Consider the following 23972-nt stretch of genomic DNA (forward strand, 5'->3'; position numbering starts at 1 on the left):
GATTATGGCAACAAACGGATTAGCCGGGTCCACCGGCCTATCCACGGATTGTCCAGCTTGTCGTGATAGAATTCGACGCCGACCCGCTTGGCCAGTTCGGACAGGGTTGGATACGGCGCGACGAATTTCAGCAGGCTGCCCGCTTTCAAACCATTGGCAATGGCAAAGGCGAAAAGGGATATCAGTTCGCCCGCGTGGGCCCCCACAATGCCGCAACCGAGAATCTTGCCATTCCTGTGGGCTATCATCTTGACCATGCCCGAGGTTTCGCGTTCGGCGCGGGCGCGGTCATTCTCGGCATAGGACCAGCGCAAAACCTTGAACTTGTCGCCGTATTTTTCGCGGGCGTCCTTCTCGGTCATGCCGACATTGGCAATCTCGGGGTCGGTATAGGTTGCCCAGGGAATAATCGATGTGTCGTTTTTCACCGGCAGGCCAAACAGCGCATTGCGCACCACAAGCCCGGCCTGATAGCCGGCAACATGGGTGAATTGCAGCCCGCCTGTGACATCGCCAATGGCATAGATGCGCCGGTTGGAGGTGCGCAGACCCGCATTGACGGCAATGCCGCGCTTGTCATGTTTCACCCGCGCCTCAGTCAGCCCCAGATCACCGATACCCGGCGCACGTCCGGCGGCAATCAGCAAGTGCGTGCCGGTCACCGTCTCGCGCAATTCGCCCGCTTCAACGGTCACGGCAATACCGCCCCCGTCGGCAGGCGCCACCCCGGTCACCCCGGTATTGGCGCGCACCACAACCCCATCGTCCTCGATGCGGCGCAGCGCGATGGCGGTCAGTTCCGGGTCGTCCTTGCTCAGCGGGTCCTGCATTTCAATCACAGTCACCCGGGCGCCAAGGCGTTGATAGGCCTGCGCCAGTTCCATACCGATCGGGCCGCCGCCAATGATGATCAAATGGCCGGGCTTTTCGGTCAGGTCGAAAACGGTTTCATTGGTGAGAAACGGCACGCTGTCGAGACCGGGGATCGGGGGAATGGCCGCGCTGGAGCCGGTGGCAATAACAAAGCGGCGCGCCTCAATCCGGGTCTCTCCGGCCTCAAGCGTGCGGGCATTGATGAACTTGCCATGCGCCTTGACCACCTTGGCGCCCAGCGCCTCGAACCGCTCCACGCTGTCATGGGGGGCGATGCTGTCGATCACATCATGCACATGCTTGTGCACGAGGCCGAAATCCACTTTGGGGGCCGCATAGCGCACCCCGTAAAGCGCCGAGACATTATGGGTATTGGCGTGCCGCGATGCAGCGATCAGCGCCTTGGAGGGCACGCAGCCCGTGTTCAGGCAGTCACCGCCCATTGCCCCTTTTTCAACCAGCACCACACTTGCGCCGAAAGCACGGGCGGCGGCGGCAACGGTAAGGCCGGCAGAGCCCCCACCGATAATGCAAAGGTCCGGGGTGAAGATTTCAGCCATGGATCAGGTTTCCTTGGAATTTGGGTCGCGCTTTTATCGCTCAGGCAGATCGGCGCAAGCGTTTTAACACAACCGGAATTAACGACACCACGCCCAGCAGGGCGAACGCGATGAGAATTTGTGGTGTCACCAGATCACCGGGGCTCAGGGCCTCGCCGCAGGGGGCGATTTCAGCAAGACAGGCTTCGCTCCGCTCGATGACGATGGAGCGCAGGCCCTCCCCGGCAAAGGCATAGGCGATGACGCCGGGAATAATGCCGACAAAAGTGGTCCAGACAAAGATGATGAAGGGCACGCCGAGAATCGCGGGCACCACATTGACCAGCGTGAAGGGGAAAACCGGGGCCAGACGCAGAAACAACATATAGCTTGTGGCATCGGCCCGAAAGCCATCCGCCATCTTGTTCAATGCGCCACCGGCCCGTGCCCGGAAAAAATCAGCGAGGGCATAGCGGGCTGCCAGATAAAGAACACAGGCGCCAAAGGTCGCGCCGAACAGAACAATAATTCCGCCAACCATCCAGCCGAACAGCAGCCCGATCGAGACGGTAAGCAGCCAGGCCGCAGGAAAAGAGACAGATGTGGCCAGCGTATAAATCAGCATTGCGCCCAGCGCCGACAGCACGGGCCGCTCGCCGATCAGGTTGGTCAGGGTGCCATATTGCAGGGCGATGCGGTCAAAACTCAGTTCGCGGTGCAGGCCGGTTGCGAAAATCGCGGCAATGGCCGCCAATAGAACCGCCAGCGGCAATAGGCGCTTGAGCGCAGTTTTCGGCCGGGCGCGCCCCGCAGGTTCGGTCTTTTGGGCGTTGGACATGGAGACAGGCGGCTTTCAGGTTCGGCATGGCTGCAAGTTAGCTATTGTGGTGTAATCGGCTCCGGTCTAAAAGTCGCCATCCTCTCACTCAGACGTGAGAGGGTGTGAACGGGCTGGGCATCGTCGCTTCCATTGCGTTGTTGCGTTGACTTGGCCCCCAGTTTTTCATATAAGCCGCGCAACTCTGCCGTGGGTCTGGTGTTTCACCGGGCGACCACAGCTTTAAACCTTTACGCAGCGAACGAATAGAGGAACCGTGCCCTCGCGCGGTCTGGTCTTATGAAGCGTACTTTTCAGCCAAGCCGCCTGGTGCGTACCCGTCGTCACGGCTTCCGTGCACGTATGGCAACCAAAAACGGCCGTAAAATTTTGAACGCACGGCGCGCCCGCGGCCGTAAGCGTCTGTCAGCCTAAGGCATTCCGGCCGATGTCGGCCGTGCCTGATACTGTGCCCAGACTGCGCCGCTTGACCAAGCGCGCGCAGTTTTTGCGCGCCGCACGCGGCGTTCGGGCAAGCAGGCGCAGCTTTATGCTGCAGGCCATCCGATCGGATCATGATATGCCCGGCATCGGTTACACCGTTACCAAGAAAACCGGCAACTCGCCGGAACGCAGCCGCATCAAGCGGCGGCTGCGCGCGGCCGTTCAGGCCTGCGCGGCCGAGTTTCATCCCCAATATGATTATGTGCTGATCGGACGCCGCGAGGCGCTCGGCGAACCTTTTAGTGGACTCGTGAGCCATCTCAGCGCGCTTTTATCCCGCGTTCATGCTAATCAGCAGGACGCTGCCCGCCAGAATTCCAACCGGCACGACGCCAAGCAGACCTAAGAGAGCCATGCAAGATTCACGCAATATGATCCTCGCCATTGTCCTCAGCATCGCTGTGCTGTTCGGTTGGCAGTATTTCGTCGCCGGTCCGCAGATGGAACGCGCCGCCAAACAGGCCGAGATTACAGCGGCCCAGGAGGCAGGTGCAGAGACCACCAATCTGCCCACCCCCACCAATCCTGACGGCAGCGTGGCCCAGCCGGCCGCAACAGCCGGTGTCGGGGCGACCTTTGCCAACCGCGATGACGCGATTGCCGCGCAGCCGCGTGTCGAGATCGACACCCCGGCCCTTGCCGGTTCGATCAATCTGGTCGGTGCCCGGCTCGATGATCTGGAGCTCAAGGATTACCGCGAGACGGTTGACCCCGATTCGCCGGTCATCACCCTGTTGTCGCCTTCCGGCGTTGATGACGCCTATTTTGCCGAACAGGGCTGGGTTGCCTCGGGCGGCGATGTCAAACTGCCTGATTCAAAGACCGAATGGGCCGTGGACGGCAATAGCCGCCTGACCCATACAAACCCGGTCACCCTCACCTATGACAATGGTGAAGGCCTCACGTTCCGCCGCACTTTCGCGGTTGATGACCATTATCTCTTCACCGTCACCCAGACCGTGGAAAACACCGGCACCGACGCGATTTCGATCTATCCTTATGCGCGCGTTGCCCGTCACGGCACGCCGCAGGTGCAGAACTTCTTCGTCCAGCACGAAGGCCCACTCGGTGTGCTCGGCGACAAGAACCTTGTTTCTTTGAAATATTCCGATCTGGAAAAAGAGCAGCAGGTTGACGTGTCCTCGACCGGTGGCTGGCTCGGCATTACCGACAAATACTGGGCAACTGCCGTGCTGCCGAAGCCAGATGCGGGCATTAATGCCCGTTTCGCCTGGAGCCGTCCGGGCAATCTCAATATTTACCAGACCAGCTTTGTGGGCAATACGCCGGTCGCTGTGGCGCCGGGCGCAACTGCCTCGAACACCAGCTATGTGTTTGCCGGTGCCAAGGAAGAATCAGTCATTGCCTCTTATGAAGAGAATTTCAGCTTTGACCGGCTGGAATTGCTGATCGACTGGGGCTGGCTGCACTTCATCACCAAGCCGCTCTTCCTGCTGTTGCGTTTCCTTTATGGCATTCTGGGCAATTTCGGCCTCGCCATTCTGGGTGTGACCGTCATCATCAAGGCGCTGTTCTTCCCGCTGGCCAGCCGTTCCTACGCTTCCATGGCCGCCATGCGCCGTGTGCAGCCGGAAATGAAGGCCCTGCAGGAGCGCTTCAAGGATGATCGCGCCGGGCAGCAGCAGGCGATGATGGAGCTCTACAAGAAAGAGAAGATCAACCCGATCTCCGGTTGCTGGCCGGTCCTCATCCAGATCCCGGTGTTCTACGCGCTTTATACGGTTCTGTTCATCAGCCTTGAAATGCGCCACGCGCCGTTCTTTGGCTGGATTCAGGATCTGGCGGCACCCGATCCCACCAATATTTTCACCCTGTTCGGGCTGATCCCCTGGGACCCCACCGTGCTGCCAATCGTTGGGCATTTCCTTGCCCTTGGCATCTGGCCGGTGATCATGGGGCTGACCATGTGGGTGCAAATGAAGCTGAACCCGCCCCCCACCGATCCAAGCCAGGCGATGATCTTTGCCTTCATGCCGATCATCTTCACCTTCATGCTGGGCACATTCCCTGCGGGTCTGGTGATCTACTGGGCATGGAACAACACGCTTTCGGTCACCCAGCAATGGGTCATCATGAAGCGTCATGGCGTGGAAGTGAACTTGCTGGGCAATATCCTTTCAAGCTTCAAGCGCAAACCCGCGCCCGACAAGACAGGCGAATAAAGCATCGTGGACGATATCACTGGTCCCAGTGCAGCAATGATCGAGGCCGGGCGGCTGTTATTCGCCCGGCCCTTCGAATTCATCAAGGGGTGCGTACGCATCTCCGACCTGCCCCCCTCCGACATGCTCGAAATCGCCTTTGCCGGCCGCTCCAATGTGGGCAAGTCGTCACTGATCAATGCCCTTGTCGGCATGAGCGCTCTGGCGCGCACCTCGAACACGCCGGGGCGCACCCAGGAACTCAATATTTTTGAAAACGCCCATGGCCCGCTGCGCATTGTTGATATGCCCGGCTATGGTTTCGCCCAGGCGCCCAAGCCCAAGGTTGAGGCGTGGAACAAGCTGATCCATTCCTATCTGGTCGGCCGCCCCAATCTGCGCCGCGTCTATGTGCTGATTGATGGGCGTCACGGGGCCAAGGCCAATGACCTCTCGGTAATGAACGAGCTGGATTCCGCCGCTGTCAGCTATCAGATCATTCTGACCAAGGCCGACAAGCCCTCGGAAAAAGACCTGCAAAAAGCCATCGAGATCACCAAAAAAGCCATCGCCAAGCGCCCCGCCGCTCACCCGGAGGTCATCATCACCTCCAGCGAAAAAGGCACCGGGCTGGAACTGGTGCGCGCCGAAGTGGCGGCTTTTCTGGCCGGCTAGGCTGTTCCGGCCACTGGTTTGAAGAGCACTTCACCCGCCAGCACTCCAATGTCATTCCCGCGCAGGCGGGAATCCAGTCCGCCGCGTCAGCGACGTAAAGACTCTTGCGCGGGCAGGACTGCCCGCACTGGATTCCCGTTTTCACGGGAATGACGATGTGATCGGATGAAGCTCACAACGTCCCCAAACCCTCATGGTGAGCCTGTCGAACCACGCGGGTTTCAGCACGGTGCGTGCCGCCCATCCTTCGACAAGCTCAGGATGAGGTCGGTGCGGAAGCCACCCCAAAACCCTCCCTCGTCATTGCGAGCGGCCAAAGGCCGTGCGGCAAACACCGTAGCTCTAGTTACCCGCCATGCAGCGAACTTCGGTTTCGGATGCCAGCCGCGCCCGCACCCAGGCCGCCGACGCCTCAGCGACTTCGGCCATGTGGCTGACACCGCCGACATCGCCCATGGCATGATTATAGCCGGGGAATTCCCAATAGGTCAGATTGCAGCGCCCGGCGGCGGCAAACAAATCACTGACAATGCGCGCGGTATCCACTGGGGATGAAGGGTCGTTTCCGCCCTGAATCAGCAAAAAGGCGGTGTCGGCCTTGATCATGTCATCACCAACCCGACGGTCAATAATATCGGCCCAGAAGCGGTAGGATGAACCCGCCCAGGTTTCGGCGCTATCAGGGTTTTCCCGCGCCGTTGCAAAGGCCTGATCAACCGTCGGCCAGCCCTCGGGCGGAATGGTCTGTCGCACCATCTCCCCAAACGGCAACCCGCCGCCGGTCGATAGCAGCACGGCGGCATCGGCGTTGACCTGCCCGGCCAGAATCGCCGCCACCAGCCCGCCCTCCGAGCCGCCAAACAGCACCAGTTCGCCATTCCACCACGGCGCGTCGCGCAAATCTTCGATCACCCCGGCATAATCGGCCACACGCTGGGACACTGTATGATGGGCGTGAAATTCGGGCGGGCAATCCAGATCATTGGCATCCAGCGGCCGCGCCGGATCGATGCCATATTTATCCACTTTCAGCGCGACATAGTCTGAAAACATGGTTCTGATGGTGACGAGACTGGCGTTTTGCGCCACCGGAGCACAGCCCGATCCCTGCAATAGGACCAAAAGCGCGGTCTTTTTCGACGCATCGGGGATATCCAGTTCATAGTGGATCACGCTGCCATCCGGGCGCGCCAGAGTATTGGTCATCCGCCCCTTGGCCGCAGCGGGAAACACCAGCAAAAGAACAAGGCCCACCAGCAGCAAGACCCTCGCTATCAAAGCGATAAAACCATGGCGGCAGCAATTTTCCCCGAACGCCATTCCCCTACCCCCGATCGGTGAAAAACCGGGTCAGGCCCCTGGCCACTTCAGGGCTGTCGACCGGCGTATCGAGACTGCGATCAACCGCTTCGACCTCGTCATCGCTTAAGGGGTTGTTGCGGCGCAGTTCAACCAGCCCACGGGAGAAATCCTCGTTGAATTCGGGATGCGGCTGCATGCTCATTGCCGCGCCATTGCGATAGATCAGCCCCGCATTGGGGGTGAAATCGGAGGCCAGAAACACCTCAGCGTCAGCCGGGGGCGCAATGACCTGATCCTGATGGCTGGCGGCAATGGCCACAGCGTCGCCGATACCGTTCATGAACCCCGGCTTGTTTTTCACCGCATAGACCTGCCGGCCCAGCCCCCAGCCTTTTTCCGATTTGCGCACATCGCCGCCCAACGCATCGGCCATGATCTGATGGCCAAAACAGATGCCCAGCGTCGGGGTCTTTGCGGCATAGGCGTCGCGGATAAAGGCGCGCAAAGGGTCCATCCATGGCAGCGAATCATAAACCCCGGCGGCGGAGCCGGTGATTACCACGCCTTCCAGATTGCGCGGATCCGGCAATGGGGCACCATCAAGCAGGTAAACGCTCTCGAATGTGAGACCGGCGCCCGTTGCGGCAAACATGTCTTCAAAATGAGTGGGATAGCGCCCGAATTGCTGGCGCATAGGTGCCGGGCATTCCCCGACCTGCAGGATTGTCAGTTTCATTAGAGCTCACTTGCGAATCGAACCGCGCCCCGAAGCTGCCGGGGCGCGCAAATCACAATGCCTCTAAAGGATCAGCCTGTCACCCGGCATCGGGATGAAAAACCATGGCCAGACCGTTCATGCAATAGCGCTTGCCAGTTGGTTGCGGCCCGTCATCAAATACGTGGCCCAGATGCCCGCCACACCGGCGGCAATGCACTTCGGTGCGGGTCGCGAAAAGAGTGTTGTCCGGCTTGGTGCCGATGGCATCAGGCAGCGGCTCATAAAAGCTGGGCCAGCCTGTGCCGCTGTCATATTTCGTCTCGGAGCTGTAAAGGGGCAGATCACAGCCGGCGCAGGCGAAAGTGCCTTTGCGCTTTTCGGTGTCGAGCGGGGAGGTAAAGGCGCGCTCGGTCTGTTCTTCACGCAACACGCGGAACTGATCGTCGCTCAGGCGTTCGCGCCATTCTGCTTCGGAAAGGGAAATTTCAAATTCACCCTCTGCGGCAATACTGTTTTGCGGGCGCGCCAGTTGCCAGCCCAGTCCGGTGGCGGCAAGGGCGGCGAAGGCGGTACCGCCGGTCAAAAGAGTTCTGCGTTTCATTCTGTTTCTCCTTGGATTGAGCGGTTGGACCGCACCCTGACAGTGGAGGGCAATGTCAGGGTGCAGGCCCGTCACACAGCTATGGGCGGGCTGTGTAAAGTGTCACCGATCACATCTTGGGAAGCAAAACACTATCGATCACATGAATGACACCGTTGGACTGAACCACGTCAGCAATGGTCACAGTGGCAACGCCGCCATTCTCGTCTTCAATCATGATCTTGCCATCGGTGTAGGTGCCCTGAAGGGTGCAGCCGCCAACGGTGGGGATCGGGTGCTTGCCACCGTCATCCATGATCATGCCCTGAAGGGCTTCGGACATCACGGCCGCGCCAACAACGTGACAGGTCAGGATGGTGGTGAGCTGATCCTTGTTTTCCGGCTTCAGCAGGGTTTCAACTGTGCCCTCGGGCAGAGCGTCGAAAGCTGAATTGACGGGCGCGAATACGGTGAAGGGACCTTCGCCCTGCAACGTTTCAACAAGGCCTGCGGCCTTGACGGCGGCAACAAGCGTGGTGTGGTCCGCGGAATTGACAGCGTTCTCGACAATGTTTTTGTCTTCGTACATTGCGGCGCCGCCAACCATGGGGTTCTCGGCATAAGCTGCGCCTGTGAGGGCGGTAACGGCCAGCGCGGTGGAAAGTGCAAGAGCCTTGAGTGAAATCGTCATTTGGGTTTCCTTCCTTGTTTCTCCCTTAGTGGGGACAAGTGAAGGAACGGGAGATTTTCAAAAGAAGTTTCAGGCCTTGCCGATTTTTCTCAAAAAAGTTTTCAGATCACGCTGACAGCACCGGCGGCCACCACAGGACCGGTCGGATTTCCATCAGGCGAACCGCCTTTGGGTTCAAGCGTCACCGCGAAAACCGTGCCGGTTGAAATGGTTTGGCGCTGGGCCTCTGTCAGGGGTACGGCGCTTGGGGCATTCACCGGCACAACACCGAGCGATACCGGGGCGTCATCTCCCTCGATGATCCAGAGTTCGAAATCACGATCGGGCACTTCTTCGCCGCTCAACGCTGCCAGCTTCACATTGCCGGTTGTGCTGTCATAAAGCGCAAGGAATTTCACATTGCTGTCTTCGGCCTGCAACGAGGCGGCAAGCTGCACGCCCTCACCCGGCACAACAGGGGCCGGGCGCATGATGGTCAGCCCCAGCGCCAGGGTGGCGGCGGCGACACTGCCAAGGGCGATGCCGCGCCACAGGGCCAGACTTTGCCAGATCGATGGTTTGGGTTCTGTGCCGAACAGGCGCTTTTCAATGCGGCCGAGCACGGCGGCAGGTGCCGGTGCCTCAGCAAACTGCTCGTCGAGGCCAGACAGCTGGCGCTCCCAGAATGTTTTCTCCGCCTGCAAGGCGGGGTCGGTTGCGATGCGCGCGGCCATATCGGCATGCTGCCGGGTATCCAGCACGCCAAGCACATATTCGGCTACGCTTACATCGTCCCCGCCCATGTATTCTTGTTCCGTACTCATGCCGACAAACATTCCTTCAGTTTCAACAGGCTGCGGCGCAGCCAGGTTCGCATCGTATTCAATGGCACATCAAAGTGATCCGCCAGTTCCTGATAGGCGTATCCATCCAGATACGCGCTGCGCACGGCATCCGCCTTGTCAGCCTCGAGCTGTTCAAGGCAGGTATCGATCTGCCCGCGCACGGCACTGGCCATGCTCGCCTGCTCCGGATTGGGCAGGGGGTCGGCAATATCGAGCGCCGCATCTATGTCGTCCGCCATCGGCCGCCGGGCGCGCAGGATATCAAGCGAATGGTTGCGGGCAATTGCGACCAGCCAGCTGATGGGGCTGAACCCCGATTGCTGATAACGGTCTGCCCGCTGCCATATCTTGACATAAACCTCCTGCAGCGCCTCTTCGGCTTCGGTGCGGTCTTTCAAGATACGTAAAGCGACACCAAAAAGTTTCGCACTGGTGCGTTGATAGAGCAAAGAGAAGGCCGCGCGGTCCCTCAGGGCCACGCGCGAAAGCAGCTCGGTAATGTCGCTGGCGGTGTTTTGCATTAGACCTCACATCTCTTCACGCCGACCCTAGACCAAAACCCGCATCGCCCCAAATCGAATTGTGCGTTTGTGATCGGGGCGAGACTTTTTCAGCCATTCGCGCTAGAGGAATGGGAAAACACCCTGTTGCCTGGGAGCGCCCTATGCCGAAAAAATCCGATCCATCCCATGATGCCGCCATTCTGGCCCAGGCCCTGCCCTATATGCAGCGCTATGAGGACAAGACGGTGGTGGTCAAATATGGCGGCCATGCCATGGGCGATCCCGAACTCGGCCGGGCCTTTGCCCGCGACATTGCCTTGTTGAAACAATCCAAGGTCAACCCGATCGTTGTGCATGGCGGCGGCCCGCAGATTGGGGCCATGCTCGACAAGATGGGCATCGAATCCAAATTCGAGGGCGGCTTGCGCGTCACCGATGAGAAGACCGTCGAGATCGTCGAAATGGTGCTTGCCGGTTCGATCAACAAGGAAATCGTGGCGCTGATCAATGCCGAGGGCGAATGGGCCATTGGCCTCTGCGGCAAGGACGGCAATATGGTTTTTGCCGAAAAAGCCAAAAAGACCATGATTGATCCAAGCTCGAATATCGAGCGGGTGATCGATCTGGGGTATGTGGGCGAGCCGGTCGAGGTGGACCGGACCCTGATCGATCTTCTGGCGCGTTCCGAGATGATCCCGGTCATTGCCCCTGTGGCCCCCGGCCGCGACGGGCATACCTATAATATCAATGCCGATACATTTGCCGGTGCCATTGCCGGATCGCAAAATGCCAAGCGGCTGCTGTTTCTCACCGATGTGCCGGGCGTGCTCGACAAGAACAAGAACCTGATCCCGGAACTGTCCGTGAGCGAGGCCAAGGCGCTGATCAAGGACGGCACGATTACCGGGGGGATGATCCCCAAGGTCGAGACCTGTTTCGATGCGCTTGATCGCGGGGTCGAGGGTGTGGTCATTCTCAACGGCAAGACGCCGCATGCGGTGCTGATCGAATTGTTCACCGAATATGGCGCGGGCACGCTGATCGTCAAATAGGCCTTTGGCGCCCGGGGTCCGGGCGCTAAAGCTCTACCATGGGCACCGGCTTTGCCGCTGATGCCGTTGCCGGCAAACGCCTTTGCAATGGCAAGAGCACCAAAACGATTGAGAACGCGATCAGCTGGTAGGTGGTCTCGTGCAAAAGTGCGGCAGTGAAGCCTTGATGCGTCAGATTATCGCCAAGGCGGGAGAAGAACATTTCGCCCGCAATGGCCACACCGCAGGCCCCGCCCAATTGCTGGAATGATTGCAATGTGCCCGACGCCGATCCGGCATCGCGGCCCGGTACGGCCGAGAGGATGGACTGGAACAGCGGGGCAATGGTCGTGCCCATGCCAAAGCCCATCATCAGCAAGGGCGGCGCGAACCACCAATGGTTGATTTCGTCGCCAATACCACCCAGCACAGCGCGCAGGATCAGATAGGCGCTGAGCACCAGCACCATGCCGGTCGCAACGCGCACCTTGAGGCCACGGGCCCCCAGAATGCCCGCAAGGATGGACGCCAGAAAAAGGCCGATCGGCATCGGCATCGTGGTCAGTCCGGATTCCAGCGGCGTGAAGCCAAAGCCCGTTTGCAGGAACAGGGCGAACACCATGAAAAAGCTCGGCATGCCCGAGAAGAGGGCCATGGTCATCAAAACGCCAATGGCAAAGTTGCGGTTGCGCATCAAGTGCATTGGCAGCAGTTCCGCCTTGCCGGTCCGTTCCCGTCCGCGCTCCCAGAAATAAAACAGAAGAACGACGAAAAGGGCTGCACCCATCATGGCATAGGCCCAGACCGGCCAGCCATATTGCCGCCCTTCAACCAGCGGAAAAATCAGCAAGAAAACCGCAATCCCGGCCAGCCCCATGCCGATCCAGTCGATCTCGAGCGCCTTGTTGCCCTTGATATTGGGGATCAGCACAGCGCCGGCGACAACCGCGAAAATACCAATCGGCACATTGACCAGAAAAATCGGCCGCCAGTCGAGCCCGGCGATATCGGCGGAAATAAGCAAGCCGCCAATCAGGGGCCCGGCCATGGCGGCCAGCCCTGAATTGAGGCCGAACAGGGAGAAGGCCAGCCCGCGTTCGTGGCGCGGAAATGTGACCTGGGCGATCGCGAGCACCTGCGGCATCATCACAGCGGCCGATATGCCCTGCAGGACACGGGCCGCGACCAGCCATTCAATCGATGGTGCCATGCCGCACATGGCCGAGAGCAGGGTGAAACCACTGATGCCGCCGAGAAACATCATCTTGCGTCCGATAATATCGCCCAGACGCCCCGAGGGCAGCAGGAACAGGGCGAAGGCCAGCACATAACCGGCCACGATCCATTCAATATCGGAGGAGGACGCCTGGAGATTGCGCTGCAGGCTGGGCAGCGCCACATTGACGATGGTCACATCCATCAGGTTCACAAACCCGGCCAGCAGCAAAACCGCCAGCGCCACCCAGCGGCGCGGATCAGGCGGTGTATCGTCTTCGGTCATTTCGTGGGGGACGGCCATGAAGGGGTTCCTGATTAACGCGGGCGGCGCACCGAGCGCATGAATTCCTGGCAAAGGGCGTCAAAGTCCTGCCGTTTGGGTGCGGCAATGCCGCGAAAGGCGGCGAGCGCGCCGGTGATAAGGCGAGCACCGGAGACCGGATCGAGATCGTTGCGGAAGCTGCCGTCCTCCTTGCCGCGGGCCAGAATGGCGGCAATGCGCTTGCGCCAGTTCTGCCTGAGCGGCTCGACAATCGCCCGCACCGTTTCGTCGCGGCGCGCGCGGATTGACAATTCGCTCATCACCAGCAGCAATTCGGGATCCTCAAAATAAGAGGTGCCGTGATTTTTCAGCTCCAGCGCCAATTCCTCAGCCGCGGTTAATCCCTGCCGGGGCGTGGAGAGATGCAGGGCCACAAAATCCCGCTTCAGGGTTTCCGTGACCAGGGTGATCAGCGCTTCCCGGCTGGGCACATGATAGTGCAGGGTCGCCACATTGATGCCGACGCGGTCGGCAATGTCGCGGGTGCGCAGACCTTCAAACCCCTTTTCCACGATCAGCGCGCGGGCAGCAAAGGCAATCGCGATGCGCCGGTCCTCGGTGCTCTCGCGCCTGCCGGTCGTCCCGCCCGTCTCGGGTGTGGCTGTGCTCGTGCGGGGCGCGGTGCTGACTGGGTTCAAGGGGTTTTCTTCCGGATCGCGGGCAATGGGCTCTTCTCAAACAAACGTTTGATTGAAAACATCAGGAGAGTCAACTCATCCCCGTCCGGCCCGATGGACCGGGGGGCGCGACGCGACAAAGCGGGCAGCCGAATGCATTGACCGGGGCATAAAGAAAGATGACGGAGCGCCGGCCCGGTCACCCCGTCATCTTATTGGCTGGACCTTGTGACATGCCCGGCCAAATCTGAATTAATAAACTTGTCAGTTGGTTTAATTCGCCACTTTGTTTTTGTCAACGTAATCGTTTATATAAAATCCATGAAGACAAACTCGACCAGCGACCGCGTATTGTTCCATTTGAAGACCCGTGGCCCCGCCACGGCGCAGGATATTGCCGCCGCCTTCGCCATGACATCGATGGGCGCACACAAGGTGCTGCAGGGCCTTCTCGATACCGGCCTTGTCGCCTTCACCGATATTGCGGGCGGGCGTGGCCGGCCCAAGCGCACTTATGCGCTCACCGCCGCCGGGCACGGGCGGTTCCCCGACCGGCATTCTGACCTGACCGTGGAATTGCTCGATCAGGTGCGCACGCTGTTCGGCGAGGCCGGGCTTGACCGGCTGATCGCGGCGCGCGAAGCCGAGCAAATGCGCCGCTATCACAGCGCCCCTGATCAGACCCTTGAGCAACAAGTCCATCAGCTGGCCGAGATGCGGGCGCGGGAAGGTTATATGGCGCGGGTTGAGCGCAATGCGCATGGCGAATTGCTGTTGATCGAGGATCACTGCCCGATCTGTGCGGCGGCCAGCAGCTGCCAGGGTTTTTGCCGTTCGGAGCTGACCATTTTCCGCGCCGTGCTTGGCCCCGATATCGAGGTCAGCCGGGAAGAACATCTGCTGACGGGCGGCCGGCGCTGCACCTATCGCATCCGCCCCGCCCTTGCTGTCACGGCCTGATTGTCACCGGCCCGGCCTTTCGCGAACTACGATCACAAAAACCGGTTTCCTCCCCCTCACCCGATGCACTAGACTTGGTTGCATTCAGATATCGATAAGGTTCACCATGTCCAACGCTCCCGCCCTTTCCCACATTACCGACTGGGTGTTTGACGTCGACAACACGCTTTATCCGCGCACCTGCAACCTGTTTGCCCAGATTGATACGCTGATCACAAAATATGTGATGCAGGCGACCGGGTTGGCGTTCGAGCCGGCACGCAAGATGCAAAAAGACTATTATCGCGATCACGGCACAACGCTGAACGGGCTGATGCTGACCCGCGGCATTGATCCGGACCATTATTTGTCCTTCGTGCATGACATTGATTATTCCCCGGTCGATCCCCATCCCGAGCTGGTCGCGGCCATCAAGGCGCTGCCGGGGCGCAAATTCGTTTTCACCAATGCCGATAACGGTCATGCCGCAAATGTGCTCAAACGTCTGGGCGGCGCGGATCTTTTCGACGGGATGTTCGATATCCGCGCCACCGGCTTCAAGCCGAAGCCGGAACGGTCGGCCTATGAATTGTGTTTTGAAACCTTCGGCATCGACCCCACCCGCGCCATCATGTTTGATGATCTGGAGAAGAACCTGAAAGTGCCGCACGAAATGGGGCTGGCCACAGTCCATGTGCTGCCCGCGGGCGATTTTGTGCACGATCAGGTGGACGCATGGGAGCTGAACCGCGCCGACAACCGGGAACATGTGCACCATGTCACCGATAATCTGGTCGATTTTCTCGAAAGCCTGCTGCCGGCGCCCGCCGCGCAAATGTCATAAAGCTGCTATTGCCTCGGCTTATCGCTTAGGAGAAAGTTAGCCATCGTTGCGGGCATGGGGCAAACTTTGGCCCTTATTCGGCTAGACAAGCATATTCATACGCTCAGCGCGGCAGCACCGCGCGGCACTTATATTCATTTCCTGCCGGTTTCCGGATGTGGAAGCGCATAGTGAGGACACATAATGAGATTAATCGGATTTGGCGGCGCGGCGACTTCATTGTTTGCCCTCGCGGTGCTCAGCCAGAGCGCCTTTGCGCTCGATGGCAAGGATTTCGGTGAAAAATTCGCGGCCATGTTCGCCGCCAATGGCATGGCCATCACCTATGCAACATCCGTGGCCGAGGGCGACAGCGTCACCATGTCCGGCGTGACCTTTTCTGCGGATGGCATGGATGACGCAGATGACGCGGCCCCGAAAAACCCCACCACATTGCAGTTCACCGGTGTCAACGAGAACAGCAAGGGCGGCTATGAGGTCAAAAGGGCAACCGCCGACGATATCGAAGCCGCCGATGAAGAAATGACCCTGTCGATCCGCAATATCGTGGTCGAAGACATGGTCGTTCCCGCAGAACCGTTTGCAGACGCGCTCGATTCACTTCTGGCCTACAAGCATTTTTCCCTTGGCCCGATCGTTGCCACTGCTGAGGGCGAGGAAGTGTTCTCCCTCGACAGCGTCGTGGTCAACAACCTGCCCAATAGCGATATGAGCGCCTTTACCAGCGACTACAAAATCAGTGGTATTCACGCCGATCTGACCAAGATCGACGAACAGGAAGCCCAGATGATGCTGATGCTGTTCGACCTGCAGACCGTTGATGCCGAAATGCAGGGCAAGATGGACTGGTCGCTGGACGACGGGCATCTGACGGTTCAGGAATCTTCTGTGACTGTCGACAAGGTTGGCCGGTTCGATTTCACCGGCGAGGTATGGGGCTATGATCTGGAACTGGTGTCCGACATGCTGGCCATACAAAAAGACATGGTCAGCCGCGAAGACATGACCATGGAAGAAGAAGAGGCGCTTGGCCTTTCCATGTTCGATGCCATGGTCGCCAAAATGTCCCTTGGCCGCCTCGCCATCCGGTTTGACGATGACGGCATTACCGGCAAGGTCCTCGATTTCGTCGCCCAGCAACAGGGCGCATCGCGCGACGTGCTGGTTGCCGGTCTCTCGGCTGCATTGCCGGCCATGGCCGCGCAGGCCGGTCTGCCCGAGGCAACCCAGACCATGTTGCTCAAGGCTGTATCAACCTATCTGGGTGATCCCAAATCGCTGGAAATCACCAGCACGCCGGCCAATCCGGTGCCCTTCAAGGACGTCGTGGAAGCGGTCGGCACGGAAGACCCGGCCAATCTGGTCAACCTGCTTGAACTCAAGGTAACCGCCAACCAATAGGCGTCAGCATTGCTGAAAAGTCGAAAGCCCGGCGGGATCTCCGCCGGGCTTTTTGTTATTTCCCGTCTTCGCCCAGCGTGATCCTGGGCAGGTCATAAAATTTCCGGATCACTTCCCAGCCCTCTTCGGCTGTGTCCACTGTTGTGAACAGGTCGGTGTCGCCCGGCGAAATCGTGCCCTCTTCCTCAAGCACCTTGAGGTTGATCGCCCGGCCCCAGAAATCCTTGCCGAACATCAAAAGCGGGATGCGCTCCATGCGGCCGGTCTGGATCAGGGTCAGGGTCTCAAAGAATTCATCGAGCGTGCCGAAGCCGCCGGGGAAGATGGCAACAGCGCGGGCACGCAGCAGGAAGTGGATCTTGCGCGTCGCGAAATAATGGAAATTGAAGCACAGTTCAGGCGACACATAGGTATTGGGTGCCTGCTCATGCGGCAGAACGATATTGAAAGCGATCGAGGGCGCATCGACTTCGCTGGCACCGAGATTGCCCGCTTCCATCACACCCGGTCCACCCCCGGTCACCACCACATATTCCTTGTAGTCGAGCGCCTTGGAGGCCAGCGAGATATACTGGGCAAAGCGGCGCGCCTCGTCATAATAACGGGAGCTGGCTTCAAGATTCTTGCGCGCGGTCTCGTTCTTGGCCGCCCAGGCATCCTTGCCGGGGGCGGGAATGCGCGCGCCGCCGAACAGCACGACGGTGGAGGTAATCCCCATGTCGCGCAGCATCATTTCGGGTTTGAGATATTCAAGCTGAAAGCGCACACCCCGCAGCGCCTCCGAGGTCATGAAATCCTCGTCGGAGAAAGCCAGCCGGTAGGCGGGTGCCTCGGTCTGCGGCGTGCGCGGAATGCGCCGTGTCGCATCAATATCCTGTTGCGAGGTGCGAAGCGGTGTGTGGTGTTGGCGGCGGGCCATAATTTTCCCCTGTTGTTCGGTTTTGCCCAGTGTGCCAGCAAGAAGTTAAGGTGGGGTAGGTAAGGCGGGGTGAATTACCCCTGGGGATCAAACGGCCATGACAACACCGCAGAGGTTTACGAGTGTGGAAGCGCGCCTCGATGCGGCAGCGCACGCGGTATTGGCCCGCCTGCCGGCAACAGGCTGGTCCGGTGCCATGGTCGAGTTTGTTGTGTTTGGCATCAAACAGGGCTGGGCCGCGCTATTTGGTGGCGCGCTTCTCGGCCTGATCATGATCACCCGGTTCGGCTGGTTCGAGGCCATGCCGATCGCCCGCTATGATTTTCTGTTTCTCGCGGCAATTGCCCTGCAAGCGGCCATGCTCGGCTTCAAGCTTGAAACCTGGTCCGAGGCGCGGGTCATCCTGATTTTCCACATTGTCGGCACCCTCATGGAGCTGTTCAAGACAGCGGCCGGTTCGTGGACCTATCCGGACCCCTCTTTCTTCCACTTCGGCAATGTGCCCCTGTTCTCCGGTTTCATGTATGCGGCGGTGGGCTCCTATATGGCCCGCATCAATCGCATTTTTGATATCCGGCTCACCAATTATCCGCCGCGCTGGCTTTCTGTCGTTCTCGCGGCGCTGATTTACATCAACTTCTTTGCCCACCACTTCCTGCCCGATATCCGCTATGGCCTGTTTGTTGCGGTTTTCGTCATCTTCCTGCCTGTGAGCATGCATTACCGGGTGCACCGTTCGTGGCACCGCATGCCGCTTCTGGTTGCGTTTTTGCTGGTCACCTTTTTCATCTGGATTGCCGAAAACATCGGCACCCTCACCCGCACATGGGTTTATCCACGCAGCTATGCGGCGTGGTTGCCGGTTGGACCCGACAAGTTCGGTTCGTGGTTTCTGTTGATGATTATCTCGGTAGTACTGGTCACGCTTGTCCACCCGCCCCGCGCGCCTGACCGCGAATAATACTAAAGCGGCTTTCGCTTTTGCCGGGCGCGCTTTATGGTCCGCCTCGAATTTATCTATCCTTGAGGGGTCCCATGTCCTTTTCCGAACTTGCCCAGACCATCGACGCTGCCTTTGACGCCCGCGACACCATCAATCTCTCGACAACCGGTGCGGTGCGCGATGCCGTCAACGAGACACTCGGCCTGCTCGACAGCGGCAAGCTGCGCGTCGCTGGAAAAGGCGCGGACGGGCAATGGGTGGTCAATCAATGGGCCAAGAAGGCTGTGTTGCTCAGCTTCAGGCTCAACGACATGGAAATGATCCCCGGCGGCCCCGGCGGTTCGCACTGGTGGGACAAGGTACCCTCCAAGTTCAACAATTGGGGCGAGGCGGAATTCCGTGCTGCCGGTTTCCGTGCCGTGCCCGGTGCCATCGTTCGCCATTCCGCCTTTGTGGGCAAGGGCGCCATCCTGATGCCGTCCTTTGTCAATCTCGGCGCCTATGTCGATGAAGGCACAATGGTCGATACCTGGGTCACCGTTGGGTCCTGCGCCCAGATCGGCAAGAATGTGCATCTGTCCGGCGGCGTCGGCATTGGCGGCGTGCTTGAGCCCTTGCAGGCCGGCCCGGTCATCATCGAGGACAATTGCTTTATCGGTGCCCGCTCGGAAATCGTTGAAGGCGTTGTCGTGGGCGAAGGCTCGGTCATCTCGATGGGTGTTTTCATCGGCATGTCCACCAAGATCGTCGACCGCACGACCGGCGAAATCCATATCGGCAAGGTGCCGCCCTATTCGGTGGTTGTCTCCGGCTCCATGCCCGGCAAGCCCCTGCCCGATGGCACACCCGGCCCCAGCCTTTACTGCGCGGTCATCGTCAAGCGCGTCGATGCGCAGACCCGCTCGAAAACCTCGATCAACGACCTGCTGCGCGACTGATAGCGCCCGCAACGGCACATCTTCAAACGGCCGTCCGGACCGCCGGGCGGCCGTTTTCTTGTCAGGCCCCTGCCGCGGGGCATTAACCGCTGACAAACCCCGCCCCCGCGTCGCGCTGGCCAGAATCTGCGAACTCTACTAACCTTGCGCCATTTCCGGGCGCGAGGACGATATGGCCCGTCATTCGAGGGGGATAGAATGGATTTGAAATTTTTATTTACTGATTTTTCAGGCCGGATTCGGCGCCGGCATTTCTGGTTCGGGTCACTCATCATGATCGCCGTCGGCCTGTTGATTGCCATGCTGTTATCCGCGACCTTGGGCCTTGGCCTGATCTCCGGAGCCGAAATGGCCGGCGAGACGATCACTGATTTCGACACGCAGATGGAAAACATCACCCAAAGCGGGTGGCTCTCCCTGCTGTTATTCCTGATTTTCTTTTCCCCCGGCGCCGCCCTTAGCATCAAGCGCCGGCATGACAGGGGGGCAGCGGGCACGGACGTTTGGGTGTTCTATGGCCTTCAATTGCTGTTGCTTCTGGCTCAGGTGACCGGCCTTGGCTACACCGCGCAAGAGCTCGGTGGCCTTACCATCGCCACACCAACCACATTGTACAAGGTTGTATCGAGCCTGATGGGTATTCTCGGCCTCTATCTGATCGTGGTCATGGGCTTTTTAAAGGGCACTGAGGGTCCCAATGCCTATGGACCCGACCCCAAGGGCGAGGCATAAACACCACATGGAAAACGAGCGGGACATGAACGACAAAACCAACCATTCGGACCCGGCCATTCTGTTGGCCGATCTGTTGCGCTGCCCTTCTGTCACACCGGAAGAGGCGGGGGCGCTTGATGTGGTTGAGGCGTTTCTCACCCCGCTCGGTTTTACCTGCACGCGGCTCAAGTTCGAGGGCGACGGCTCCTATCCGGTTGACAATCTCTTTGCCACGCGGGGCACCGGGGGCAAGCATTTGCTGTTTGGCGGGCATACCGATGTGGTGCCCACCGGCAACGAGGCCGACTGGACGCATCCCCCCTTCTCTGCCGAGATCGTTGACGGCGAAATCTGGGGCCGGGGCGCGGTCGACATGAAATCCGGGGTCGCAGCCTTCTGCGCCGCCGCGGCGCGCGCTGTGGCCGATGGCAGCGCTGACAAGGGCACCATTTCCCTCGCCATCACCAATGACGAGGAAGCCGATGCGGTCAATGGCACCGAGAAAATCCTTGAATGGGCCTCCGCCCAGCACCAGCGCTTCGATTTTGCCATTGTGGGCGAACCCAGTTCAGCGGAAAAAGTCGGCGACCGGCTAAAAACCGGGCGGCGCGGCTCGTTTGACGGGCTGGTGATCGTGCGCGGCCAGCAGGGCCATGCCGCCTATCCGGAAAAGGCGCGCAACCCGATGCCCGTTCTGGCCCGTGTGGTCACAGCGCTCACCGACGAACCGCTTGATCAGGGCAATGATCATTTCCAGCCGTCAAATCTGGAAGTCACCAGTCTGGATACCGGCAACAAGGCCACCAATGTCATCCCTGCCGAGGGGCGGTTGCGCTTTAATGTGCGCTTCAATGACCAGTGGAGCGCCATCGCGCTTGAAGACTGGGTGCGGGCGCGGCTCGCAAATGTTGATGCCGCCGGATGCCAGATCCATTTCGAGCCTACCGGCGTTGCCTCGCGCAGCTTTGTCTGCCCGCCGGGAGAAGGGGTGGCGCTGCTCGATCAGGTGATTGCCGAATCTACGGGGCTGACCCCGGAACATTCCACTTCCGGGGGCACATCGGATGCGCGTTTCATCGCTCTTTACTGCCCGGTGGTTGAGTGCGGGCTTGTGGGTGCCCATATGCATGCAACCGACGAGCGCGTGCCGCTTGAACAGGTGGAGGCGCTGACCGGGATCTATAACAGGTTCATTACCCGCTTTCTGGACGCATAAGGGCGCATAACGCGCGGCATGCCCCGCCAGGGATATTCTTGCCCGCCGGTTCATGCTACCGCACGCACAGACAATTTTGCCCGTCACCGGCGCGGCATGACAATCAAGACTGGCTGACCATGACTTTAATTGACGAAATGATCCTGGCCGGGCGCGGTATTATCGCGCTGTTGACCGGTCGCCGCAATTCCTCGAGCTATTTCGATCTGACCCTGCGCGGGCTGGCGGGAAGTTTTGTCGCCTTCCTGCTCGCCACCACGCTGAACGCATATCTGCCCGTGCTGCTCGGTCAGCCCTCAGATGTGATCAATCCGCCCCAGGCCCTGTTTATGGCCCTTGTGCTGTTCGGCCTGCAATTGACGTTCTCGGCACTGGTGTTGAACCAGCTCAAGCGCCTTGACGGGCTGGTGCCCTATATGGTGGCCGATAACTGGGCGACCTTTTTTGTCACCATGGTCACGATCATCCTCAGCCTTGTCGGCTTTACCGGCGATTTGTCGCTGATCGTTGTAGGCCTTCTGGTGATCATTATTGAGATCAATATCGCCCGGCTGATTGTCACCCTCACACCATTGCAGATCGCCATGTTCCTGATTGCGCAAATGGTCGGCGTCACCATCGGCCTCTTGCTGTTCGGCATGCTGATGCCCCTGCCCGACGTGCCGGTGTAGTCGGTTCAGGCTTGGATATAAAATAGCCTTCGTCAGTGCCAGCGCCAAAGGCGCGCGGCAATCCAGAGCGACAGACATCTACCTTAAGGGGCACATCTGAGCCTCCGGCATGCCTCCTTTTTCCCTCCCCTTGATGGGGAGGGTGGCCCGGCAAAGCCGGGTCGGGTGGGGTGGAGCCACAAACACAATGTTCGCGGATAGCTTGTAGAGTCTTTGTTTGGCCCTTCGGGCCGACCCCCACCCTTGATCCCTCCCCACAAGGGGGAGGGAGAAGAGGTGAGCGGACGCAATCCCTTTTCCAATCTATCCGGCTTCATTGCGAGCTGATAAAGGCCGGACGGGCACCTTCAGTAATCCACACCCACCAGATAAAGCCCGCTGGGCCGTGCCAGCGCGCCGCAACGGGCGCGGTCTTTGGCGTCGAGCGCCGCCTTGAAATCCTCGGGCTGCCACTTGCCCTCGCCCACCAGTTTCAATGATCCGGTCAGCGAGCGCACCTGATGATGCAGGAAAGAGCGGGCGCTGGCGCGGACGATGATATGGTCCAGCTCCCGGCGCACGTCGAGCCGGTCCAGCGATTTGACCGGTGATTTGGCCTGACACTCAGCGGCGCGGAAGGTGGTGAAATCATGCAGGCCGATGGCAAATTGCGCCGCCTCATGCATCAGGTCCGCATCCAGCGGCACCGGCACATGCCAGACATGGTTCAATTCCAGCGCCGGGCGGGCACGCCGGTTGAGAATGCGGTATTCGTAATGCCGCCCCTTCGCTGAAAAGCGCGCCTCGAAATCCATGCCCACCGCGTCACAGGCGATAATGGCAACCGGATAGCGTTTCAGATGATAATTGAGCGCCTCGCGCACCCGGAAGGGGTCCCATTCCAGCGACAGATCGAAATGGGCCACCTGGCCCAGCGCATGCACACCCGTATCGGTGCGCCCGGCGGCTTGCGTGCTCACCTCTTCCCCGGAGAAGGCGGCAATCGCCTCTTCCAGCGCCTGTTGCACCGAGGGCTGGTCGGGTTGCCGCTGCCAGCCGCAAAACGGGGTGCCGTCATATTCGATCAGCAGGCGATAGCGGTGCATCAGCCCAGCACCGTGCCGCTGATATCTCCGGCCCCGCGCAAAAACGCTTCGGCATCCATTGCGCCCTTGCCTTCGCGCTGCACCGTCACCAGCTGCACCGCACCGCTCCCGCAGGCGATCGTCAGCCCGTCGCGCACCGTGCCTGCAGGCGCGTCGCCTGTGGCCATGCGGGCGCGCAGGGCTTTCACCCGGGTCCTTTTGCCCTGCAGTTCCAGTTCAAACCAGGCACCGGGAAAAGGCGACAGGCCCCGGATCAGATTGTGCACGGTCTCGGCGCTTTGCGACCAGTCAATGCGCGCCTCGGCCTTGTCGATCTTTTTGGCATAGGTCGCGCCCTCCTCTTTTTGAGGGGTGAAAGTCAGCGTTTCCCGTTCGAGGGCGGCCAGCGCCCGGCCCATCAGGTCCGCGCCATCGCGCATCATCTTGTCGTGCAATTCCCCGGCGGTCATGTCCGGGCCAATGGCAATTTCCTCGGCAAGCCCGATCGGGCCGGTATCAAGCCCCTCGTCCATTTGCATCACCATGGCGCCGGTTTGCGTGTCGCCGGCCATGATGGCGCGCTGAATGGGGGCCGCCCCGCGCCAGCGCGGCAAAAGCGAGCCATGCAGGTTGAGACAGCCATATCCCGGCGCCTCCAGAACAGCCTTGGGCAATAAAAGGCCATAGGCGACGACAATGGCCACATCGGCCCCATGGGCGGCGAAGACATCGCGGTCGGCGGCGTCCTTGAAATTCTTCGGGGTGAAGACGGGAATACCAAACCCTTCAGCGGCCAGATGCACGGGCGATTTACGCTCGGCCTGCCCCCGCCCGGCGGGACGGGGCGGCTGCGAATAGACCGCGACAACCTCATGGCCGCGCACAACGAGTTCGGTCAGTGTCGGCACCGAAAAATCCGGTGTCCCCATGAAAACGATGCGCAAGGT

The 23972-nt window shown here is 59.9% G+C and carries 26 protein-coding genes; 13 read left to right on the plus strand and 13 right to left on the minus strand.

The annotated features are described in order from the left end of the window. Positions 1-2: 2 nt before the first annotated feature. Positions 3-1433, minus strand: a complete 1431-nt coding sequence (locus L1P08_RS08890; protein WP_303616671.1) for a dihydrolipoyl dehydrogenase family protein — start codon at positions 1431-1433, stop codon at positions 3-5. A 40-nt stretch (positions 1434-1473) separates the two neighbouring features. Further along, positions 1474-2250: a TVP38/TMEM64 family protein gene (locus L1P08_RS08895; RefSeq protein ID WP_303616672.1), complete on the minus strand. Its 777-nt coding sequence runs from the start codon at positions 2248-2250 to the stop codon at positions 1474-1476. Positions 2251-2529: 279 nt separating this feature from the next. Here L1P08_RS08895 and rpmH point away from each other — a divergent pair, with 279 nt between their 5' ends. From rpmH to yihA, 4 genes are read left to right on the plus strand one after another with little or no spacing between them, the layout of a single operon-like run. Next, entirely contained in the window at positions 2530-2664 is a 135-nt protein-coding gene (gene rpmH / locus L1P08_RS08900; RefSeq protein WP_303616673.1) for a 50S ribosomal protein L34, read from the plus strand. A 52-nt stretch (positions 2665-2716) separates the two neighbouring features. Next, on the plus strand, positions 2717-3079 hold the full coding sequence (gene rnpA / locus L1P08_RS08905; RefSeq protein WP_303616674.1) for a ribonuclease P protein component: 363 nt from the start codon (positions 2717-2719) through the stop codon (positions 3077-3079). Between the two features lie 7 nt (positions 3080-3086). Beyond that, the gene (yidC, locus tag L1P08_RS08910) at positions 3087-4916 is read left to right on the plus strand and encodes a membrane protein insertase YidC (RefSeq protein WP_303616675.1); all 1830 of its coding nucleotides are present in this window, start codon (positions 3087-3089) and stop codon (positions 4914-4916) included. Between the two features lie 36 nt (positions 4917-4952). Continuing rightward, the gene (yihA, locus tag L1P08_RS08915; protein WP_303619528.1) at positions 4953-5570 is read left to right on the plus strand and encodes a ribosome biogenesis GTP-binding protein YihA/YsxC; all 618 of its coding nucleotides are present in this window, start codon (positions 4953-4955) and stop codon (positions 5568-5570) included. A 342-nt stretch (positions 5571-5912) separates the two neighbouring features. Here the strand turns inward: yihA and L1P08_RS08920 are convergent, their stop codons facing one another. The 6 genes from L1P08_RS08920 to L1P08_RS08945 all read right to left on the minus strand — a co-directional run bounded on the left by L1P08_RS08920 (position 5913) and on the right by L1P08_RS08945 (position 10206). Further along, positions 5913-6890: an alpha/beta hydrolase family protein gene (locus L1P08_RS08920; RefSeq protein WP_303616676.1), complete on the minus strand. Its 978-nt coding sequence runs from the start codon at positions 6888-6890 to the stop codon at positions 5913-5915. Between the two features lie 4 nt (positions 6891-6894). Further along, entirely contained in the window at positions 6895-7608 is a 714-nt protein-coding gene (locus L1P08_RS08925; protein ID WP_303616677.1) for a type 1 glutamine amidotransferase, read from the minus strand. A 79-nt stretch (positions 7609-7687) separates the two neighbouring features. Continuing rightward, the gene (gene msrB / locus L1P08_RS08930) at positions 7688-8191 is read right to left on the minus strand and encodes a peptide-methionine (R)-S-oxide reductase MsrB (protein WP_303616678.1); all 504 of its coding nucleotides are present in this window, start codon (positions 8189-8191) and stop codon (positions 7688-7690) included. 109 nt (positions 8192-8300) lie between these two features. Continuing rightward, entirely contained in the window at positions 8301-8861 is a 561-nt protein-coding gene (locus L1P08_RS08935) for a fasciclin domain-containing protein (protein WP_303616679.1), read from the minus strand. 101 nt (positions 8862-8962) lie between these two features. Next, positions 8963-9664, minus strand: coding sequence for an anti-sigma factor (locus tag L1P08_RS08940; RefSeq protein ID WP_303616680.1), 702 nt, complete (start codon positions 9662-9664; stop codon positions 8963-8965). Beyond that, positions 9661-10206 carry a sigma-70 family RNA polymerase sigma factor gene (locus L1P08_RS08945; RefSeq protein ID WP_303616681.1) on the minus strand — a complete coding sequence of 182 codons (546 nt, stop codon included), beginning with the start codon at positions 10204-10206 and terminating at the stop codon, positions 9661-9663. Before L1P08_RS08945 ends, L1P08_RS08940 begins: the two co-directional genes overlap by 4 nt. Positions 10207-10349: 143 nt before the next feature. Between L1P08_RS08945 and argB the strand changes: the two genes are divergently transcribed. Continuing rightward, on the plus strand, positions 10350-11240 hold the full coding sequence (gene argB, locus L1P08_RS08950; protein ID WP_303616682.1) for an acetylglutamate kinase: 891 nt from the start codon (positions 10350-10352) through the stop codon (positions 11238-11240). 25 nt (positions 11241-11265) lie between these two features. Here argB and L1P08_RS08955 read toward each other — a convergent pair whose 3' ends face one another. Continuing rightward, positions 11266-12738 (minus strand): MFS transporter, encoded by a 1473-nt coding sequence (locus L1P08_RS08955; RefSeq protein ID WP_303616683.1) that lies wholly within the window; start codon positions 12736-12738, stop codon positions 11266-11268. A gap of 14 nt (positions 12739-12752) precedes the next feature. Further along, a complete protein-coding gene (locus tag L1P08_RS08960; protein ID WP_303616684.1) occupies positions 12753-13397 on the minus strand; it encodes a TetR/AcrR family transcriptional regulator in 645 nt (214 codons plus the stop codon). A 300-nt stretch (positions 13398-13697) separates the two neighbouring features. On the opposite strand from L1P08_RS08960, the gene L1P08_RS08965 reads away from it, so the two are divergent. The 3 genes from L1P08_RS08965 (at position 13698) to L1P08_RS08975 (ending at position 16560) form a co-directional block, all read left to right on the plus strand. Next, complete coding sequence (locus tag L1P08_RS08965) at positions 13698-14336, plus strand: helix-turn-helix transcriptional regulator (RefSeq protein WP_303616685.1); 639 nt, start codon at positions 13698-13700, stop codon at positions 14334-14336. 106 nt (positions 14337-14442) lie between these two features. Then, the gene (locus L1P08_RS08970) at positions 14443-15159 is read left to right on the plus strand and encodes a pyrimidine 5'-nucleotidase (RefSeq protein ID WP_303616686.1); all 717 of its coding nucleotides are present in this window, start codon (positions 14443-14445) and stop codon (positions 15157-15159) included. Positions 15160-15342: 183 nt separating this feature from the next. Then, on the plus strand, positions 15343-16560 hold the full coding sequence (locus L1P08_RS08975; protein ID WP_303616687.1) for an aq_1923 C-terminal domain: 1218 nt from the start codon (positions 15343-15345) through the stop codon (positions 16558-16560). 55 nt (positions 16561-16615) lie between these two features. On the opposite strand, the gene L1P08_RS08980 is transcribed toward L1P08_RS08975, so the two are convergent. Then, the gene (locus L1P08_RS08980; protein WP_303616688.1) at positions 16616-17479 is read right to left on the minus strand and encodes an LOG family protein; all 864 of its coding nucleotides are present in this window, start codon (positions 17477-17479) and stop codon (positions 16616-16618) included. Between the two features lie 97 nt (positions 17480-17576). Here L1P08_RS08980 and L1P08_RS08985 point away from each other — a divergent pair, with 97 nt between their 5' ends. From L1P08_RS08985 to L1P08_RS09005, 5 genes are all read left to right on the plus strand, one after another. Continuing rightward, positions 17577-18440 carry a DUF817 domain-containing protein gene (locus L1P08_RS08985; RefSeq protein ID WP_303616689.1) on the plus strand — a complete coding sequence of 288 codons (864 nt, stop codon included), beginning with the start codon at positions 17577-17579 and terminating at the stop codon, positions 18438-18440. A 74-nt stretch (positions 18441-18514) separates the two neighbouring features. Further along, positions 18515-19360 (plus strand): 2,3,4,5-tetrahydropyridine-2,6-dicarboxylate N-succinyltransferase, encoded by an 846-nt coding sequence (gene dapD / locus L1P08_RS08990; RefSeq protein ID WP_303616690.1) that lies wholly within the window; start codon positions 18515-18517, stop codon positions 19358-19360. A gap of 198 nt (positions 19361-19558) precedes the next feature. After that, positions 19559-20092: a DUF805 domain-containing protein gene (locus L1P08_RS08995; RefSeq protein ID WP_303616691.1), complete on the plus strand. Its 534-nt coding sequence runs from the start codon at positions 19559-19561 to the stop codon at positions 20090-20092. A 25-nt stretch (positions 20093-20117) separates the two neighbouring features. Further along, entirely contained in the window at positions 20118-21290 is a 1173-nt protein-coding gene (dapE, locus tag L1P08_RS09000) for a succinyl-diaminopimelate desuccinylase (protein ID WP_303616692.1), read from the plus strand. A gap of 119 nt (positions 21291-21409) precedes the next feature. Then, positions 21410-21961 (plus strand): hypothetical protein, encoded by a 552-nt coding sequence (locus L1P08_RS09005; RefSeq protein ID WP_303616693.1) that lies wholly within the window; start codon positions 21410-21412, stop codon positions 21959-21961. Between the two features lie 347 nt (positions 21962-22308). Here L1P08_RS09005 and truA read toward each other — a convergent pair whose 3' ends face one another. Continuing rightward, entirely contained in the window at positions 22309-23046 is a 738-nt protein-coding gene (gene truA, locus L1P08_RS09010) for a tRNA pseudouridine(38-40) synthase TruA (RefSeq protein WP_303616694.1), read from the minus strand. Further along, on the minus strand, positions 23046-23969 hold the full coding sequence (fmt, locus tag L1P08_RS09015) for a methionyl-tRNA formyltransferase (protein WP_303619529.1): 924 nt from the start codon (positions 23967-23969) through the stop codon (positions 23046-23048). The genes truA and fmt overlap by 1 nt, the downstream gene beginning before the upstream one ends. Positions 23970-23972: the final 3 nt, after the last annotated feature.

The sequence above is a fragment of the Mariluticola halotolerans genome, from assembly GCF_021611515.1.
GTDB lineage: Bacteria > Pseudomonadota > Alphaproteobacteria > Rhizobiales > Devosiaceae > Mariluticola > Mariluticola halotolerans.

Bases quoted from the DNA above. Each gene is read 5' to 3' on its own strand.
- L1P08_RS08890 (WP_303616671.1), bottom strand. From the start codon at position 1,433: ATGGCTGAAATCTTCACCCCGGACCTTTGCATTATCGGTGGGGGCTCT.
- L1P08_RS08895 (WP_303616672.1), bottom strand. From the start codon at position 2,250: ATGTCCAACGCCCAAAAGACCGAACCTGCGGGGCGCGCCCGGCCGAAA.
- rpmH (WP_303616673.1), top strand. From the start codon at position 2,530: ATGAAGCGTACTTTTCAGCCAAGCCGCCTGGTGCGTACCCGTCGTCAC.
- yidC (WP_303616675.1), top strand. From the start codon at position 3,087: ATGCAAGATTCACGCAATATGATCCTCGCCATTGTCCTCAGCATCGCT.
- yihA (WP_303619528.1), top strand. From the start codon at position 4,953: ATGATCGAGGCCGGGCGGCTGTTATTCGCCCGGCCCTTCGAATTCATC.
- L1P08_RS08920 (WP_303616676.1), bottom strand. From the start codon at position 6,890: ATGGCGTTCGGGGAAAATTGCTGCCGCCATGGTTTTATCGCTTTGATA.
- L1P08_RS08925 (WP_303616677.1), bottom strand. From the start codon at position 7,608: ATGAAACTGACAATCCTGCAGGTCGGGGAATGCCCGGCACCTATGCGC.
- msrB (WP_303616678.1), bottom strand. From the start codon at position 8,191: ATGAAACGCAGAACTCTTTTGACCGGCGGTACCGCCTTCGCCGCCCTT.
- L1P08_RS08935 (WP_303616679.1), bottom strand. From the start codon at position 8,861: ATGACGATTTCACTCAAGGCTCTTGCACTTTCCACCGCGCTGGCCGTT.
- L1P08_RS08940 (WP_303616680.1), bottom strand. From the start codon at position 9,664: ATGAGTACGGAACAAGAATACATGGGCGGGGACGATGTAAGCGTAGCC.
- L1P08_RS08945 (WP_303616681.1), bottom strand. From the start codon at position 10,206: ATGCAAAACACCGCCAGCGACATTACCGAGCTGCTTTCGCGCGTGGCC.
- argB (WP_303616682.1), top strand. From the start codon at position 10,350: ATGCCGAAAAAATCCGATCCATCCCATGATGCCGCCATTCTGGCCCAG.
- L1P08_RS08955 (WP_303616683.1), bottom strand. From the start codon at position 12,738: ATGGCCGTCCCCCACGAAATGACCGAAGACGATACACCGCCTGATCCG.
- L1P08_RS08965 (WP_303616685.1), top strand. From the start codon at position 13,698: ATGAAGACAAACTCGACCAGCGACCGCGTATTGTTCCATTTGAAGACC.
- L1P08_RS08970 (WP_303616686.1), top strand. From the start codon at position 14,443: ATGTCCAACGCTCCCGCCCTTTCCCACATTACCGACTGGGTGTTTGAC.
- L1P08_RS08975 (WP_303616687.1), top strand. From the start codon at position 15,343: ATGAGATTAATCGGATTTGGCGGCGCGGCGACTTCATTGTTTGCCCTC.
- L1P08_RS08980 (WP_303616688.1), bottom strand. From the start codon at position 17,479: ATGGCCCGCCGCCAACACCACACACCGCTTCGCACCTCGCAACAGGAT.
- L1P08_RS08985 (WP_303616689.1), top strand. From the start codon at position 17,577: ATGACAACACCGCAGAGGTTTACGAGTGTGGAAGCGCGCCTCGATGCG.
- dapD (WP_303616690.1), top strand. From the start codon at position 18,515: ATGTCCTTTTCCGAACTTGCCCAGACCATCGACGCTGCCTTTGACGCC.
- L1P08_RS08995 (WP_303616691.1), top strand. From the start codon at position 19,559: ATGGATTTGAAATTTTTATTTACTGATTTTTCAGGCCGGATTCGGCGC.
- dapE (WP_303616692.1), top strand. From the start codon at position 20,118: ATGAACGACAAAACCAACCATTCGGACCCGGCCATTCTGTTGGCCGAT.
- L1P08_RS09005 (WP_303616693.1), top strand. From the start codon at position 21,410: ATGACTTTAATTGACGAAATGATCCTGGCCGGGCGCGGTATTATCGCG.
- truA (WP_303616694.1), bottom strand. From the start codon at position 23,046: ATGCACCGCTATCGCCTGCTGATCGAATATGACGGCACCCCGTTTTGC.